The organism is Sphingomonas sp., from assembly GCF_035317925.1.
GTDB lineage: Bacteria > Pseudomonadota > Alphaproteobacteria > Sphingomonadales > Sphingomonadaceae > Sphingomonas_I.
Map to the genome: position 1 here is coordinate 15,060 of NZ_DATHFV010000061.1, position 17,868 is coordinate 32,927.

Below are 17,868 nucleotides of genomic sequence, written 5' to 3' on the forward strand. Positions count from 1 at the left end.
GCGCGCGGCCGATCTTCAAATCTCTTCTGGGAATTCTGCGGGCGGGTTCGGACCCGGCCGCAGCGCTACGGGTAGCGCGTTACGACTGGGGCCGGACGCCGCGGGACAGACATCCCGTGATGGCGGTATAGTCCAGCAATGATCGTCTCCTTGGCCGGGCGAGACTCGCCCGGCGGGTGGGCGCCTCTACGGCGATTTGCGCGAATCGGCAAGTCCGGCGGCCTCACTTCACCGTGAACAATATCTGATCCTCGGCGCGGCCGTCGCTCCCGACCAGGGCAAGGCGGTGCGCGCCGGGCGGCGGCAGGATCGCGGGACTGGAGCCCGCATCGCCCAGATCGCGCGCGTCCAGCCGCCAGCGTTCGCCCGCGGTCGCGCCGATCGCAGCGAAGCGGATCAGCTGGCGTGCGGGCGGGATATCCGGATCGAGCGCATAGACGCTGCCTGAAACGGGACTGACAATATGCGGCCGCCGCGCCGCCGCCGGCGCCTGTTCGAGCATCGCCTGGCCGGTGCCGGCGAGGAAGTGTTCAATGCGGGGCGGCTCGACATTGCCGACGAAGCGAACGCCGTGCGCCTCGACCTGCGGCAGGCGCGGGGGCGCGCGGCCGGGCCGGTCGCGGTGGAGCGCGAGCATGATCTCGCGCCATACCGGCGCAGCGCCGCTCGTCCCGGAGACACGCGTCATGCTGTCGCCCTCCGCATTGCCGACCCATATTGCGACGGTGAAGCGGTCGGCGAAGCCGACGCACCAATTGTCGCGCATCGCCTTGGACGTGCCGGTTTTGGCTGCGGCCCAGAAAGGCAGGCGCAACGCGGAATCGAGCCCGAACGTGACTGCGCGCGCATCGGCATCCGCGAGAATATCGTCCACGATCCAGGCCGCGCCCGGCGCCATTACGGCGCGACGTTGTCCGATCGGGTCGTCGGCACGCAGACGCAGCGGCAGATAGCGCCCGCCGTCGGACAGAGCGCGATAGGCCGCCGCCTGCTGCAGCAAGGTCACCTCGGCCGACCCGAGCGCGAGGCTGAAGCCGTAATAGTCGCCGTCTTCGGTCAGGCCGCGATAGCCCATGTCCCACAGCCGATCGCGGAAATCCTCGACGCCATCGACCAGCAAGGCGCGCACCGCCGGCACGTTGAGCGAGCCCGCGAGCGCGGTCCGCACGCTGACCGGCCCTTTATAATCATGGTCGTAATCCTTGGGCACATAGAGGCCCGAGGCGGTGTCGAGCTCGACGGGCGAGTCGTCGAGGATCGAGGCGGCGGTGAGGTAACCGCGCTCGATCGCCTGGCCGTAGAGGAAGGGTTTGAGCGTCGATCCGGCCTGACGCGGCGCATCGGCATTGTCGACGTGCGACGCGGTCGACGCGCCGCCGACCCCGCCGACATAAGCGAGTACGTCGCCAGTCGCATTATCGACGATCACCACCGCGCCGTCGCGTGCGCGCTCGGCACCGAGGCCGAGCAATTGATGGCGGAGCGCGGTCGCGGCGATCGTCTGGACGCGTACGTCGAGCGTGGTCGTTACAGTCTGGCCGGGCTGCGTCAGCAGGCGCACGGCGAGATGCGGCGCCAGATCGGGATCGTCGGCCAGGGCCTGCGCGGGCGCGGTCATCGCCTCCGCCTCTGCCAGCATCATCGTGCAATCGGGCAGCCGGCCGATGCGGCAGGCGCGCCGCGCGACCGGGCCGGGATCGGCTTGCGGCGACGGCAGCAGAGCCGCGAGCAGCAACGCCTGATCGCGGTCGAGCATGTCGGGTTTCTTGCCGAACAAAGCGCGCGACGCGGCGCCCACGCCCTGGCTTTCGCCACGGAAGGCGGCGAGGTTGAGATAGGCTTCAAGGATCTGATCCTTCGACCAACGATCTTCGATCGTCCACGCCGCGCGCATCTGGCGAAGCTTGCCGCGCAGGCCGCGTGTGCCCGGATCGCCCAGTTCCGGCGCGAGGAAGCCGGCGAGCTGCATCGTCAGCGTGCTTGCGCCGCGCGCATGGCGGCCATGCAGCCCTGCCCAGGCCGATCCCGCCAGCCCCGTCCAGTCGACGCCATTGTGTGAACGGAAGCGCTTGTCCTCGCCCGCGATCACCGCGTCGCGCAGCGCGGGCGCGATCTGGTCGAGCGGCACCCAGTCGAGCCGCCGCACCGAATAATCGACGCGCACCATATCGAGCAACCGCCCGTCGCGGTCGCGCAGCCACGCTTCGCTCGATCGCCAGTCGCCCCGCGCCTTCGCGTAATCCGGCATCGCCGGCGGCGCCGTCCACAAGGCGAGCGCAACCACCGCCAGCAGCGGCGCCACCAGCCACAAAGTCGGCCGACGGCGCAGCCAGCCCAGCCAGGTCCGCAAGCGATCGGTCACGGGACGATCGTCAGCGTGCCGTTGGGCAGAGCGGCGTGGATTTCGGGCGAGTACATCGCCTCGACCCGCGTCGGCGGCAATTGCAGCCGGCCGGTGCCGTTGAGGCGCACCGCATATTCGACCGTCGTCTTGCCCTTGGGCATCCAGCGGAAATAGCCGCGCCACGCGTCGAGCCCCTGCTCGACATAAGATGGCCAGCCGTTGCCGCCCCCGGCCTGCGCCGCGAGCAGAGCCGACTGCCCGCCGCCCGCGCCGAGGATCGAGGCGCCCGCCGGGATCGGATCGTCGATCACGACCCAGGTCCGGTCGACCGGCGCATCGACCGTGATCCGCACGCGCACCACATCGCCACGGCTGATCCGATCGGGCCGTTGCCGCTGGAGGAAGGAGACCTCGCGGCTAATGCGATAGCCCGCGAAAGCCGGCGCGGTCAGCGGCACGGCGGCGCGCACCGACACGGTCGCCCACGGCCCGGCATCGCCATCATGCTTCAACAGCAAGGCGCCCGGGACACGTGGCAAGGGCAGATGCAGCACGGGCGGCTGGAGTGCGTTGCTGGTCATGGTCTTCCCACCCAGGGTTGCCGTGGTGAGACCGGTCGCGCTGCCGGGATAAGCGGCGGCGAAGCGGCGCACCGCGAGCGTGCCCCAGGCATTGGCGGGCGTCGTATCCCAATGGCCCTGCATCTGCCGGAGCGCGATACCGACCATCATTCGCGGCGCGTCCGCCTGCCAGCCGGGACGGCCCGACACGGCGAGCAAGGCCTTCAACGCCATCTCGTCGTCGCTGACCATCATCCACCACGGCGCGTTGCGATTGTCGGTGAGGTCGAGCCGCGTGCCTTCATAGACGATCCGGCTGCGCAAGGCCGCTTCGGCCGCCTGGATCCGGCGCGGATCGACGCCCGCGACATGATCGAGCGTGATCAGCCAGTCGGCCAACGTCACGGTCGGCATATCGCCGAGCGGCATGGCAAGCTGATCAACCATCGCCGGGGTTGCCGCGCCATTGCGGGCGAGCGCCGCCAGCGCGGCCAGCCGCAGCAGCCGCGCATCGCCGGGGCCATTGCCCTCCTCGGTGATGCGGCCATCGACCACGCCACGCAGCGCCTCGATCAGGCCGGCCTTGGCGGTGTCGGGCCAGGGCAGGCTGGCGTCGGCGGTGAGCGACAAGGCATAAGCGGTGAGCGCGATCGAGCCGGGCTCGTCGGGCATCGGCCAGTAATGGAGCAGGCCGTTAGCCGCGACATAGGTCGGCAGCGCGTCCATCTGCTTCGCCCAGGCGGCGCGATCGTCGAGCGCGACCGCCTTCGACAGGCGCTGTTCGAAGCAACCATAAGGGTAGGCAAGCATATATGCGCGTACGCCGGTCAGTGGCGGCGCGGGCGAGGCCATCAGCGCCACGTCGATCCCGCCCCGGCCCGGCAGCGCGCCCGGCGGCGGGCCGACCGGAATACTGCTGCTGGGCCCGACATGCAGCAAAGTCGCCGCCCACACCTGTTCGGGTACGGCCGGCACGACTTGCTCGTCGATCGCCATCCGGTCGCTGGCGTGGCCGTCGGCCGAGCGTGCGGTCACGGTCCAATGGAGCTTGTCCAGGCCGAGCGGCGCGGTTAGCCGCCATGTGACCGGCGCCGCGCCGCCCGCCGGGATCGTCACCGTCAGCGATGCGCCGCGCGCGATGGCAGGCGCAAGCGTGACATTGGCAGTGACCTTCATCGGCCGGTCAGTGCCATTGCGCAAAGTGAAGGTCGCGCCATAGAAATCGCCCGAGCGCACGAGCGGCGGCACGCCGGCATAGATCGTCAGATCCTGGACGGTGCGGATCGATGCGCTGCCGGTTCCGAACAGATCGCCGCCCGCGGTCGCGATCGCGACCAGCCGGTAAGCCGACAGCGAATCCGCCAGCGGCACGTCGAGCATGGCCCTGCCCTGCGCATCGAGCTTGACGCGTCCGCGCCACAGCAGGACCGGCCGAAAATCGGATCGCGTGAGCGAGGATAGATCGCCGCCCCCGCCGCCGCCGCTCGCGACCGCCTTGAGGCCGTAATGGCGCTTGCCGACGACCTGCATTTGCGCGGTCGAGGTCAGCACCGACAAGGGCCGTTCGCCCATCATCTTGTCGAGGATATCCCAGCTGTCGTTGGGCGAGAGTTGGAGCAAAGCCTCGTCGACCGCGGCGAAGGCGATCTCGGCCTGGCGCGGCGCCTTGCCGTCGGGTCCGAGCACGCGCACGCCGACACGCGCATGACCGCGCACCGGGTAATGCTGATGGTCGGTCTGGACCGCGACCTTGAGCTGGTGCGCCTCCCACCCGACCGCGACCTTGGCGATGCCGATCCGGTAAGCGGGCTTGGCGAGATCGACCAAAGCGGTCGGGTAAGCGCCGTCCTGGCTGAAGAAAGGCAGATGCCAGCGCCGCGCGAAATCGGCGAGCCACAGCCGCCAGCCCGCGATCCGGCCGCGCACCGCCATCACCGAGATGAAGACGTCGGGCGCATAGGCGCCCGGCAAGGGCACGTTGACGACCGGGTCCTTACCCGAGATCGTGGTGACGAAGGACGACAGCACGCCCTCGCGCTCAACCGTCACCAAAGCGGTCGCGCTGCGGAACGGCATCCGCACCTGGACATGGGCGACATCGCCCGCGCGATAGGTCTTGGCGTCGGGGACGATGTCCATCCGGTCGCCATTGTCGCCGCCGAACCACCAATCGTCGTCGCCCGCGAGCCAGACCGAAGTCACCGCGCGCGCCTCGTTGCCGTCGGCGTCCTTGGTGGTCGCGACCGCAATCACTTCGCCCGACACGCCCGGATCGAGATCGCAATCGGCCATGCCGTGCGAGTCGGTGCTCGTGCTGCAATGGGCGGCGATGCGCGTCGTCTTCGCGCTGTTGTCGAAGGCATAGAAACCGCCGATCAGCCGCCGCCGCGCCGACAGGATTTCGCGTGTGTAGAGCGCGACCGAAACGCGCTGGCGGGCGATGATCTTGCCGTCGGCGGTGAGTGCGGCAACCTTGAGCCGCATCGCGCCCGCACGCTGCATCCAGCCGTCGGGCTTGAGGCCGAGCCGGACCGCCGAGGTGTAGATCGGGATCGCGGTCGATGCGGTCAGCGTCTCGCCATTGGCGTCGTCATAATCCATCTCGACCGTCATCTGCGCCGCATCCGCGAGCGCGGGCATGTCGAGCGCGGTGCGGAGCGCGCCATGCGCATCGAGCGCGACCGGCAGCGTGATTGCGGGCGGGGGCGCCGCCGCGGTCAGGTCGTTCTGATCCTCGTCGAGCGGGACGGTGCCTTCGCGCACCGCCGCGCCGCCAAAGGTCCAGCCTTCCCAGCCAGAAGGGACGCTGCTGAGGGGCGCGAAAGCCGCGCGCAACCGGACCGGCGCATGACCCGCACCGCCGCCGGACAGATAGCCGACATAGAGATCGAGCGGCAGCCGCTTGGGCCGAACCGCAGGCTCGCGCGGCCCGCTCACGCTCGCGCGCATCGTCGGCAGGCGATATTCGTCGACGCGGATCGACTGGCCGGTCATCTGGGTCTTGTCGCCGACCTGGAGCGTCAGATCATAGTCGCCGGTCGGCGCACCCTTGGGCGGCGTCCAGCTGCTCTCGCCCATGCCGGCGCGGTCGATCGTGACCGGCACGTCGAACTCCATGTCCGATCCGCGATGCTTGAACTGGAGCACGCCCTTGAGCGCCCCGCCCGAGCGGAAACCCGTGAGCACCGGCCGGCGATAGACGTGGGTCATGTGAACGGTCTCGCCCGCGCGCAGCAACGTGCGGTCGAAGATCGTGTGGAAGATCGGCTCGGGCGCCTGCCAGCCATAAGGCAGGTCGAAATTCCACGGCTGGATGCCCTCGCCCCAGCTCGTCAGCACGAACGACATGTCGCCATCCTTGCGCGCCGAGACGATCAACGGCGGCGAATCCGCCCCGCTCGATTCGCACCCGTCGATGTTCGACGGATCGGGCAGGCCGCGAAGCGTGAGCCGCCCGCTCGCATCGGTCCGGCCCGAGGTGATCTTGTGACCGGAACAGCTATCGGTCACGGCGACCAGCGCGTCGCCAACCGGCTTGCCGCTGTCGAGCGCGGTCACCCAGGCGAGCGAGGCGCCGCGCCCCCATTTGAAATGGACCGCCATGTTGGTGACGAGAGCCGAGGCCGCGACGTAGCGCGTCGCGGGCCGTCCCAGCAAAGCGCGGCCGAGCCGGGGGCTGGCGAGTTCGACGACATAGAAACCGGGTTTCTCGAGCGGGATGCCGACCACTTCCATCTTGTGGCCGCCGCCGGGAAGCCCGAGATTCATCCGCGTGCCACCGTCCTCGCCGCCGAGCACGGGCCGATCGCCGGTATGGTTGATCGTGACGGTCTTCCCGCCATTTTTCTCGTCGCGCATGTCGTCGGCCTGCGACTTGGCAACGCGCCGCAGCCAGTCGGCGATGGTCGCATCGTCGTCATTGTCGATCCGTGCCTTGACGCCCGAAATGGCGGCGACCTGGCCCATCAGGCGCGGCTCGACGCTACGCACCGTCACCGGCAGCACCCCGCCTTCGCGCGCCTCGAGAATGCCGAAGGGGGCGGCGAACTTCACCAACGGCGGCGCGTCGGCGATGTCGACATCGAGCGGGAAGCGTCGCGCGTTGGCGAGCGTGCGGCCGCTTTCGTCGCGCAGGCCGGCGGGCATCAGCAGATGCGCGGTGATCGCGGGCGGGAATGGCGCGACGAAGCTGATCTGGCTGACCGTGGCGCTGTGGTCGGTGGCATCCTGCTTGGGCGCGAGCGCGCGTCCGGGCGCGACCTCCAGCCGCAGCTTCATCGCGTCAGCGCGCGCGACGGGCGCGGAGAATTCGACCGCGATCGCTTCGATCGGATCGCAGCCGGCATTGGCGTTGGCGCGCGAGCAGGTCAGCCGCGCCGAAAATTCCTTGCGCACCTTGAAGTCGTAGCGGTGGTCCTCGCCGACCTTGTGCCCGCTGGGGGACCGGATCGACGCGCCCCACACCAACGCCATGTCGCGCCCGGGCGGGAGCGGCCGGCGGCATTTGAGCGCGACGACATTGGCCAGCGCGGCGGCACGCAACTTGGCCGATGCGGGCAAAGGCTGGGGCAGGCCCGCGCTCTGCAGAAAACTCTGGGTGAGCCAGCCGCTCTTGATCGCGGTCAGCACCTGTTCGGCCGTCTGCGGCGGAAGCAGATCGACCGGAATGCGCTCGCCGATGCCATCTACCGCGCAATAGGCCCCCGCCGCGATCGAGGCGCGATCGACCGGCCCGTTGGCCGCAACCAGGAAGGCCTGCTCCTCCTCGATCTGAACCGATCCGCCATCCTCGTCGTCTTCGCCGCCGCCGGTGCCGCCATCGGGAAGGATCGCCAGCACCACGGGCCCGCCGCTGTCGATCGGGAAGCGCTTGGTGCCGCCGATAGCGGCGCCCGCCGCATCCTTCAGATCGTCATTGAGCGTGGCCTTGCACGACAGGCCCGCGGGCAAGGGGCGCGCATATTCCCAGACATAGGTCTGCGGATCGATCCAGCGCCCGGCGCCGGGCACCGGGCAGGTCATCGCGAGCGGCGGCGTGCCCTGACCGAGCGGCGCCATCGCGGCCGAAAAGCGCACGGTGAAGCGGGTGATGCCGGCCGGATCGCGGCCGACGATCGCGCTAGTGACGCTGGTCGGCGAATCTCCGAACACACGCGGCGACGCGATCAGCACAAGAGCCAGAACGACGAAAACCCACGCCAGACTCCTGCGCATCCGACTCTCCCTTTGCGCACAATCTGCGCGCAAATCACGTCGCCGTCTAGCGGTGAAGCGTGAGATTCTTACGACGAGTTGATTGGCTTTATGCCGGCATCTGAAGCGCACCATGCGCGACGACGCGTGGCGTCCCAGGGAAAGGACGCCGCGCAGAGGGAAACTCAGCCAAGTTGAATCAGTTGCACCGCCAGCGGCCGAAAAGGTGGTTAGGTCCGGCCCTCCAGTGCGGCGAGCGCGAGGGTCGCGCTGGCGATCAGTTCGACCAGTTGCGTCGCGAAGAAGAAGCCGAGCGTCGTCCGCATCTCTTCGGACAAGGTGACCGTACCGTTCGGCGCATGGTCGAGCAGGCCGTCGCGCATCGCGTCGCCCAGCATGCGGCGGACATGCAGATGCGACACGCCGAACCGCGCCGCGACCTTGTTGAGCGTGATCGGCATCGCGCCCGACGGCGGGAATTCTTCGCCGACGCCACCCGAGACCAGCAAGGATATGATTTGGGTGCCGGCATAACGATGCATGAAGATCCGCTGGAAGGGCGGCGCCTCGACCATTCCGGCGGCGATCTGGTGCAGCCGCGCCGCCTGGATCCGCAGGAAGAGGTGAAGGGTGGCGGGCTCGTCCAGGCGATCGGCCAATTTCGCGATCGTCGGGTCGATTAGCGCCGCTGCGCGGATCGCCGCGATCAGGTGCGCAGACCAGGCCGCGATGAAGGCCGGCGTCGGGAGATAGGCCCTGGCCCGCTGCCCAGGAGGCGGTGCCACCGCCACGACGAAGCCGATATGTTCGAGCACCTGCAGCAGCAACCGCGCCCGGCCGGGGCTGACAAAGCCGGAACTCGCGCAGACCTGCTTCAATTGCGGCAGCGTCATCCCGCCCGAGGCATGGAGATAAAGCGCCCACATCGCCGCGACGTAGCGGCCCGCATCCTTGAACACCGTCCCGAGCGCCGGATCGCGGTCGCCCCCGTCCAATGTGGCGACGGCCAAGGCGCGCGCGGCGGCGGCGAACTGGGGATGTTCCATCAAACGGATCGCGTTGGCGGTCGGATCGAGCGCGCTATAGGTCCAGCCGTGACTTGGCTTGTCCATCGTCTCCCCCGAAACGCAACCGATACGGCGCAGTAACGACCTAGCGCGGCTCTGACGATCAAATTTGTTCTCTTGCCGCGCCGTGCTCAACGATCACTTTCCGACCTGTCTCGGTTTCCCTGCCCCCCGGACGAGACTCACAATCGCATGACCCGCAAATCCATCCGCATCCTCATGTTCGGCGCGCTGACGCGTCCCCTTCGCGATGGGCTTCGCGGTGGCTGAGGTCAGGTCCCAGACCGGCCGTGAGCCGCAATTCGCCAACGATCAGGTCAAGGTCTGGAAGTCACCGATCCTTCCGAACAGCCCGCTGCCGCTCCATCGCCACGAACATCCGCGCGTGATCGTCGCGCTTTCGGGCGGGCGGATGGAGATACGCGAGCAGGATGGGCGCAGCGAAATCCATGACTGGCAGACCGGCAACGCCTATTGGCCCCCGGCCAATGCGCCCGGCACGATGCACCAGGACATCAATGTCGGCGACAAGCCGATCGAGGCGATGGTGGTCGAACTGGAAACCGCTTCCTAGGCGGAAGCGGGCGGCGCGATCAGAACGGCACGCGCAAAGTGCAGACACGGCCCCGGTCCTCGCTCGCGGCAAACGTCGCCCGAATCGATCGGGCGAGTGTTCCGATCAATGTCGAGCCGGTACCCGGCGTCCCTGCCCCGGCATTGCCGACGCCATCGTCGCGCACTTCGATCAGGATCGCGTCGCCGTCGCGCCGCACCGAAACGTCGATCGCGCCGATGCCGCGCGGAAAGGCATGTTTGGCCGCGTTGGTCAGGCATTCGTTGACGATCAGCCCGATCGTCGTCGCCGACTGCGTCGACACCTCGACCGCATCGCCCTCGAACGCGAGCGATACGGTCGGCGGCAGCATGGTTTCGCGGAAGCGCGCGCACAATTCGCGCAGATAATCCTGCAGCATCACCCGGTTGAGGTCGGCGCTGCTGAGTGCGAGATCGGCATAGACGGTCGCGATCGAGATCAGCCGGCTGGCGGCGCTGCGCAGTTCGTGGGCCAGCGCTGGATCGCTCTGCGCGGCCGCCTGAGATTGCAGCAAAGAGGCCGCGATCTGGAAATTGTTCTTGGTGCGATGATCGACTTCCCGCAGCGCGAGCGAGAGCAGGTCGACCCGACTGCGCGTCTCCTGCTGCAGGCGGGTTTGCGCGGCACGATAGGCAGCGATGATCCAAACGGTCAGGCCGAGCGAAAAGGACGAGAAGAACAGGCTCACCGCCTGCGCGGAGCTGATCGCGAACGAACCACGCGGCGGGAAGACGAAAAACCAGACGAGCAACTGGCAGACGATCAGCGCCGCCGCGCCGGCGCGCGCGCCCGCCAGAAGGCTCGCGAAAATCACCGCGGGAAAGGTCAGCGCGAACGGCAGTACGCCCGGCGCGAACATGTCGATCACCGCCCGCCCGATTACGGCGAAGCCGATCGCGGCGAGCGTGACCACCACCTCGCCGAGCCAGTTCATGCCATCTGGATCCCGAACGAACTTCACACCGCCTGCCCTCGCGCACGCTTTTGGCGCCCGACGGGCTGCTTCTGTCAACAAACTGCTTCATGAAGCTCCCGTGCGCAGTGCTTTGCGGCGGTCGCGCGGCATGCTATTGATACCGGTGTCATAAATAGATGGTGAGAGGCGGGGATGATCCGGAGCAGATTTCCAGCGTCGGCGGCTTTCTTGCTGGCGATGACGTCGCAGGTTCCCGCATCCGCTGCAGTTGCGGCCGTTTCTCCGCCGGATTGGAGCGCTGATCCGCACGGGCCCGAATATCGGACCGCGCCACCGATGGACGCGACGGTGGAAAACCGGATCGCGCCGCAAACTAACGCTTTGCTGGACAAGCTTCTTAAGGACCGCCGCGATCTGACGCTGGGCGGCATCAAGATATTCGAAAGCGGCGACAAGTTCCTGCCGGGCAAGATCGCCGCCGCCATGGCCTATCGCACATTGGATCTTGCGCCGAACGATCCCCGACTGGCGCAACGGCTCCAGGATTTCGCCGACATCGCCGACCTCACGGTCGGGGAGCATAATGACAGCTGGGGCATCTATTATTATATATCGGCGCTCTATCGGCTGAAGCAGGCCGGCCTGCTGGAGCGCGCGGTTCGCCCCCCGACGCTGGAAAAACTCCGCGCACAACTCGACTGGCGAGCGTTCGTTCGCCCCGATCTCACGCTGATCGATCTGCCCAACAACTATACCGGCGTGGCGTTCAGCATCGCGCGTCTGCGCTATCTGCTCGGCTGGGAGGATGCGACCGGCAGCGGCGCGTTGTTCGCGCGCATGCTCGACCATTATCGCCGCTATTCGGGCACCTATGGCTTCGCCGACGAAACCGAGGGCGAAGGCCGGTTCGACCGCTACAGCGTGCTGCTGATCGGCGAGATCGCCCAGCGCCTGGTCGAGACCGGCATGACCGCGCCGCCTGAGGTCAAGATCTGGCTCCGGCGCTCGGTCGATCTGATGCTGCCGCGCTTCAATTTGAACGGCGAGGGTTTCGAATATGGCCGCAGCATCGGCACCTATGGCGAAACCGCCTTTCTGGAGGTGCTGACCGCCGCGGCGCGGCTGGGCGTGCTGACGCCGCAGGAGCAGCGTATGGCCTATGCCTTTTCCTGCCGCATCGCCGCCCGCTACGCCGACTTCTGGATCGATTCCGGGACCGGCTCGGTCGACATGTGGGATCATGGCCGCCGGACCGACGCCTATCGCGGCAAGCATCGTATCTTCGGCGAGAATCTGAGCCTCGCGCGCCAGTTCCTCTACACCAACGCGATCTGGAATGGGCTGGGCTATCGGGGCCGCGCGCCCGATCCCGGTTACCCGCATTGGCTCGATACGCTACCGGCTTCGACCATCACCTGGTTCGCACGCGGGCAAAATGATCGCGCGCTCGTCACCGTCCGCGACCGGGGCCGCGTCATCGGCTTGCCGATCATCAACGGCGCCGACGGCCAGCATATGCACAATCCGTATTTCCCGGTGCCGTTTTCGGCGGGGATGCTGCAGGGCTCGGCGGATGCGTCTTATCCCAATCTGGTGCCGCGCATCACCTTGCAGGACGGCCGGGTGCTGATGCCGCTGGCTTGGTTCAAGGATGTGAAAGTGTCCCGGCACGGCGCCGTCACCGAGGTCGAGTGGCGCCAGGACGCACTCGACCTGATGGGCGGAAAGGATGCCAAGACGGACGACAGCCTGTCGATTGTCACTCATTATGTCCTGGCGCCCGGCCGGATCACGCGCGACGATGTGCTGATCGCGAAACGGCCGGTGACGATCGCGCGCATCGAACTCGAATTCGCGACCTTCTCAAGCGCGCCGATCGCGAATGGGCCTGCGACGATCGCCTATCGTTCGGGCGAAGTGCGCGGCTTCGCCACGCATGGCCTCGGCCGCTGTGTCGCCGCTGCCCCGACCGATCCTGCCTATCGGTCGCCGACCGGCCCTTTCGCCAGCGTCGTCCGCTGCGAACGCGAGAGCGTGCCGTCGGAAGCGCCGATCAAGTTGGGGTGGACGATCAGCTACCGCCCCGAATGATCCGGCGACGCCGGTCCGCGGTGATGCTGTCAGGGCCAATGCACAAATGAGCGGAGCAGCTCCGCCCGATCGGGCATAACTGCTCCGCCAGGGGAGAAGCCCTTAGAAGCTGGCCCGCATCGTGAGCTGATACGTCCGGCCGTCATAATCGATACGCCGCGGCAGCATCGGATCATTTTCATATTCGGCGCGCGTCGCGTTGGTCAGATTGAACGCATCGACGGCGACCGTGATACTGTCGGTGATGTTGTAGGATGTGGACGCGTCGAGCTGGCTGCGCGCCTTTACCGTGCGGGCATCGCCGACGAAACTGTTGCCGGCCGCGAGATCGTATTTGCCGCGCCAATTGTAGACCAGGCGAAAGCCCAGCTTCTTCGTCTCGAAATAGCCGATGACGTTGACGTTGTCGCGCGAGACGCTGGGCAGCGTGATCGGGTTGCCCGCATTATCGTGCCCGCGGATCGTCGTGTACGTGTAGTTGGCGGCCCCACCCAGATATTTGAGGATACCGGGCAGGAAGTCGAAATTCTGCTGCACGGAGAGCTCGACGCCGCGCACGCGCATCGGCTGCTGGTTGGTCTGGCCGCTGATCAGCACCCTGGCCGGCACCGCGGTACCGGCGGCGCCCGGGAACGTGTTGGAGCTGATGCAGTTCGGCCCGGAAATCGTGAGGTTGCCCAGACCGTAGTCGACGCCGTTGATCTGGCCGTTTGCGGGACACAGGACATTCTGGTCGGTGATCGGCCCGATATAGTCCTTCACGTTCTTCTGATAGATCGCGACCGCGAACGAGCCGCCCGGGCGGTTATACCATTCGAGCGAGACGTCGAACGAGTCCGCCGAATAGGGCTTGAGGTTGGTCGCGCCGATCTGGACGGTGTAGACCGGATCGACCGGCGGCGTCTGGGCCTCGGGCACCTGGACGAAGGTGATCGGGATCGTATCGCGCGGCTGCGGCCGGACGTACGTCTTGTAATAGGCGCCGCGGAGCAGCAGCTTGTCGGTCAGGTCCGCCGTGATCATGGCGGACGGCAGCCAGTAATTATAGGTGTTCTTGTACGTCCGTTCCGCCATCGTGTGATTGACCGGGCCGACGATCGTCGAAAGCCCGCTCGCGCAGTTCTGACAGTCGAGCGCGTTGATCGTGTTGTTCGTGTGCTCGTAGCGGACGCCGGCATTGCCGCGGACGTGAATGCCGAGAATCTCGCCATTGAACTTCGCCATGCCGTAGACCGACAGGACGTCGTTCTTGTTGGTGAAGTTGTTGTTCCAGTAGTTCGGATCCCAATAATTGTTCACCAAACCATAGGGGGTCAGGAACACGCCGTTTTTCGCATCGAAGACGAATTGACCGGGCAAGCCGTTCGGGTTGGCCGTCGTCCTCGGTGCCGTGTTGACCGGCGTGATCGCGCCCAGGATCTGCTGGATATCCAGGGTACGCCAAGCCTGCGTGTAACCATCGGCATGGTTGCCGAAGAAGTCCGAGATGTACGGATTGGGCGACGACATCGCGGCGGTGATGTTCTGCGTGTTCGCGCCGAGCGAGGTGTTGCGTGAGCCGGTCGAGATATACTTGTCCCGCTCGTAGCGCGCCCCGACCTGGATGCCCGACAGGATCGATCCGGTGAAGAAGCGTTCCACGTCGGCCTGGATGGCGTTGAGCTGGTTCTTGCCATCGCCATTGGTGCCGGTCGCGCCGAACTTGTCGCCCGCGACGCCCGCGGCCTGGCCCGGCATCTGCGCGCCGGCCTGCGTCGCCTGGTTGGCGGCGGACGGTATGCCATAGCCGCCGGCCGCGATGTGCGAGGTGTTGGGCGTGTTCAGGGTCGCTTCGAACTGATCGAGGTTCGCACCGCCGGTGAACACCGAAGTCGTGATGCCGTTCAGCCCCGCCGGCCCCAGATTGCGATAGGGATTCTCGATCGCGTCGAGTTCGATCTGGTTCGCAAGCACTTCCGCCCGGGAGATCGTGCCCTGGACGTTGAAGTGCCACTGGTCGTTCTTGAAATCGACGGTCGGCGTGATTGCCCAGGTTTTCTGCTTGGCTGGCTCGGACCGGATGGAATCGTAGGTCTGGAGGTTCTCGGCCGAGAATTGGTTGATGTAAGCGCGCTTCCCGGTGGGCGTATCCACGACATAGGGCGTGCCGAGGCTGGTGAAATGCGCCACTGCGGACGTCGCGCTCAGCGCCGTGTTGGTGGCATTGCCCGCCGACGTGTCGATGTAGAGAAGTTGGTTGGTGCCGTTCGACAGGTTGCGCTCGGTGTAGAAGCCGGTCGTACCGATCTTCAGATCGTCGGTCGCCTGCCATTCGAAGCCGCCCGAGCCGGTGAGCAGGTGCCCCTTGTTGAAGCGCACGAACTGGCGAACCTGGCTCGGATAGTAGACGCCGCCGGGGTTCGCCGCGATCAGCGCGTCATAGACCGGGTTCGCACCTGCTGCCTTCTGATTGCCGACCTGAACCGCACCGAGCTTGTTGGCCCAGGTGTTGATCGAGATCGAATCCCGGCGGAACTTCTCCTGCTTGTAGGCGAGCACGCCGAACACGGCGAAATTGTCGGTCACATGCCAGTTGTAGCCGCCCGACAGCTGCGGGCTCCACAGCTTGCCGAGATCGTCATATTCGTAGGAGGCCTTCATGAAGCCGCCCTGCTTGCGCTCCAGGGCGGGTGAAATCCTCAGGTCGACATTGCCCGACAGACCGCCGGCCAGATCGGACGCGTCGGGCGACTTGATGATCGTGATCGCCGAGAAGATGTCGGAGTTGAACGCACCCAGCGGCGTGGATGCGGTGTTGGTGGCGCTGGACAGGATCGGATCGGCAAAGCCGACGCCGTTGAGGGTCGTGCGTGCGAACGTGCCCGGCAAACCGCGCAGGCTGATCGTCGCGTTGCGGGAGTCCGCCTCGCGGTTGATCTGCACGCCCGGGATGCGCTGGATCGCCTCGCCGACATTCAGATCGGGGAACCGCCCGAGGCCATCTGACGAGATGGAATCGGTGATCTGGTCTGATGCGCGCTTCATGTTGAGCGCGTTCTCGTAGGAACGACGGAAACCGGTGACAACGACTTCGGCCGACGCCCCCCCACTATCGGCGTTTGCGCCGGGCGCGGACTTGTCGGCAGCGACCGTGGACGGCGCCGAACCGGTCTCCGGCGCCGATGCGGAACTCTGACCGTGCGCCTGTGCGGCGGCAAGAAGCGCGCAAGTGGCTACACCGGCGCGCAAAGCGACCTTGATCATTCATCCCTCCCTGTCCGTCCGGCATTGATCCGGATCGCCGGCGGATTCTTTGCCACCGGTGTCATTACGATGATGACCTTTATCATACCGATGTCAAGAGGTCGGCAGGAGCGCTATCGCTTGAACAAACTATCGCTTATTTTCAGCGACTTATTTTTCTGACTGGCACATTGTCCGCCGGTTGACCGCCATCGGACCTTCGGACCGAATCGGATTTAATCGTTCAGCCGGCAGCGGCATTCATCGCGCTCATCGCGCCAGCCAGCCGCCATCGACCGCGAGAATATGGCCGGTCACATAATCGGACGCGGACGAGGCGAGGAACACCGCCGCGCCGCCCAGATCCCTGGGATCGCCCCAGCGGCCGGCGGGGATGCGGTCGAGGATCGCCTTGTTGCGGACCGGGTCGGCCTGGAGAGCGGTGGTATTGTTGGTCGCGATATAGCCGGGGGCGATCGCGTTGACCTGCACACCCTTCCCCGCCCATTCGTTGGCGAGCAATTTGGTGAGCCCGCCGACGCCGGATTTGGACGCGGTGTAACTCGGCACGCGGATGCCGCCCTGGAAGGTCAGCATCGAGGCGATGTTGATGATCTTGCCTGCACCCTGCCCGATCATGTGGCGGCCTGCGGCCTGGCACAGGAAGAAGACCGATTTGAGATTGGTGTCGATCACCGCGTCCCAGTCTTCTTCGGTGAAATCGACCGCGTCGGCGCGACGGATGATGCCGGCATTGTTGACGAGGATGTCGAGCCGCCCAAGCTTTTCGAGCGTCTCGTCGACCACACGCTGGACCGGCTCGATCGTCGAGAGATCGGCCGAGACCACCTCCGCCTTGCGCCCGAGCACGCGCGCCCTCGCGACCGTTTCCTCGGCGGGCGTGCGGCCGACCGCGGCGATATCCGCGCCCGCTTCCGCCAGCGCCAGCGCGATCGCCTGGCCGATGCCGGTATTGGCGCCGGTGACGACCGCCACCTTGCCCGAAAGATCGAACGCGCTCACGCGAGCTGGCAGATGTCGAGCACGTTCATGTCGGTATAATCCTGGTTCTCGCCCGCCATCGCCCAGATGAAGGCGTAAGCGCGCGTGCCCGAGCCCATATGGACCGACCAGGGCGGTGAGATTACCGCTTCCTCGTTCGCCATCACGATGTGCCGCATCGCCTCGCCCTCACCCATATAATGAAAGACGCGGTCGTTGGGCCCGTCGAGCTCGAAGTAGAAATAGATCTCGCTGCGGCGCTCGTGGATGTGCGGCGGCATCGTATTCCACACGCTGCCTTCCTTGAGCACGGTCAGGCCCATGACGAGCTGCGCGCTATCGCACACACCCGGAATGACGAGTTGGAAGATGGTGCGTTCATTGGATTCGGCGAGGCTGCCGCGCTCGAGCTTGTTGGCGTCGGCGATCGACAATTTGCGCGTCTGGAAGCCCTTATGCGCCGGGCACGACGCCAGATAGAAACGCGCGCCGTTGCCGGAGAATTGCACGTCCTTCGCGCCCATCGTGACGTAGAGGCAATCCTTGTTGCCGAGCGTGAAGGCCTCACCGTCGACTGTAACCGTCCCGTCGACCTTGCCGACATTGACGACCGCGAGTTCGCGCCGTTCGAGAAAGGGATCGCCCGCCGCGGCGGGCGGCTCGGTCTGATCGGGCAGCTTCACGCTGCCCGCACCGACGGCGACGCCGCCGATCACGAACCGGTCGGCGTGCGTGTAGTTGAGCACGCACTCGCCTTCGCGGAACAGGCCGCCGATCAGATAGCGGTCGCGCAATTCCTCATTGGCGACGCACTCCATCATGTCGGGATGCGTGGCGTAATAGGTTTTCTCGAACATAAGTCCCTCTCCAGGGCCGAT

At 66.4% G+C, this 17,868-nt stretch carries 9 protein-coding genes; 2 read left to right on the plus strand and 7 right to left on the minus strand.

Going from position 1 to position 17,868, the window contains the following annotated elements:
• Positions 1-223: 223 nt before the first annotated feature.
• From pbpC to VK533_RS04750, 3 genes are all read right to left on the minus strand, one after another.
• Positions 224-2,362 (minus strand): penicillin-binding protein 1C, encoded by a 2,139-nt coding sequence (gene pbpC / locus VK533_RS04740; RefSeq protein ID WP_414712280.1) that lies wholly within the window; start codon positions 2,360-2,362, stop codon positions 224-226.
• Positions 2,359-8,118 carry an alpha-2-macroglobulin family protein gene (locus tag VK533_RS04745; RefSeq protein ID WP_324375495.1) on the minus strand — a complete coding sequence of 1,920 codons (5,760 nt, stop codon included), beginning with the start codon at positions 8,116-8,118 and terminating at the stop codon, positions 2,359-2,361. The genes pbpC and VK533_RS04745 overlap by 4 nt, the downstream gene beginning before the upstream one ends.
• A gap of 209 nt (positions 8,119-8,327) precedes the next feature.
• The gene (locus VK533_RS04750) at positions 8,328-9,209 is read right to left on the minus strand and encodes a hypothetical protein (protein ID WP_324375496.1); all 882 of its coding nucleotides are present in this window, start codon (positions 9,207-9,209) and stop codon (positions 8,328-8,330) included.
• Between the two features lie 217 nt (positions 9,210-9,426).
• Here VK533_RS04750 and VK533_RS04755 point away from each other — a divergent pair, with 217 nt between their 5' ends.
• Entirely contained in the window at positions 9,427-9,738 is a 312-nt protein-coding gene (locus tag VK533_RS04755; protein ID WP_324375497.1) for a hypothetical protein, read from the plus strand.
• A 19-nt stretch (positions 9,739-9,757) separates the two neighbouring features.
• Here the strand turns inward: VK533_RS04755 and VK533_RS04760 are convergent, their stop codons facing one another.
• The gene (locus VK533_RS04760) at positions 9,758-10,720 is read right to left on the minus strand and encodes a sensor histidine kinase (RefSeq protein ID WP_324375498.1); all 963 of its coding nucleotides are present in this window, start codon (positions 10,718-10,720) and stop codon (positions 9,758-9,760) included.
• A 291-nt stretch (positions 10,721-11,011) separates the two neighbouring features.
• Between VK533_RS04760 and VK533_RS04765 the strand changes: the two genes are divergently transcribed.
• Positions 11,012-12,766, plus strand: coding sequence for a hypothetical protein (locus tag VK533_RS04765; protein ID WP_324375499.1), 1,755 nt, complete (start codon positions 11,012-11,014; stop codon positions 12,764-12,766).
• A 102-nt stretch (positions 12,767-12,868) separates the two neighbouring features.
• On the opposite strand, the gene VK533_RS04770 is transcribed toward VK533_RS04765, so the two are convergent.
• The 3 genes from VK533_RS04770 to kduI all read right to left on the minus strand — a co-directional run bounded on the left by VK533_RS04770 (position 12,869) and on the right by kduI (position 17,847).
• Positions 12,869-16,009 carry a TonB-dependent receptor gene (locus tag VK533_RS04770; protein WP_324375500.1) on the minus strand — a complete coding sequence of 1,047 codons (3,141 nt, stop codon included), beginning with the start codon at positions 16,007-16,009 and terminating at the stop codon, positions 12,869-12,871.
• Between the two features lie 249 nt (positions 16,010-16,258).
• Positions 16,259-17,011: a 2-dehydro-3-deoxy-D-gluconate 5-dehydrogenase KduD gene (kduD, locus tag VK533_RS04775; RefSeq protein WP_324375501.1), complete on the minus strand. Its 753-nt coding sequence runs from the start codon at positions 17,009-17,011 to the stop codon at positions 16,259-16,261.
• A complete protein-coding gene (gene kduI / locus VK533_RS04780) occupies positions 17,008-17,847 on the minus strand; it encodes a 5-dehydro-4-deoxy-D-glucuronate isomerase (protein WP_324375502.1) in 840 nt (279 codons plus the stop codon). The genes kduD and kduI overlap by 4 nt, the downstream gene beginning before the upstream one ends.
• Positions 17,848-17,868 lie beyond the last annotated feature (21 nt).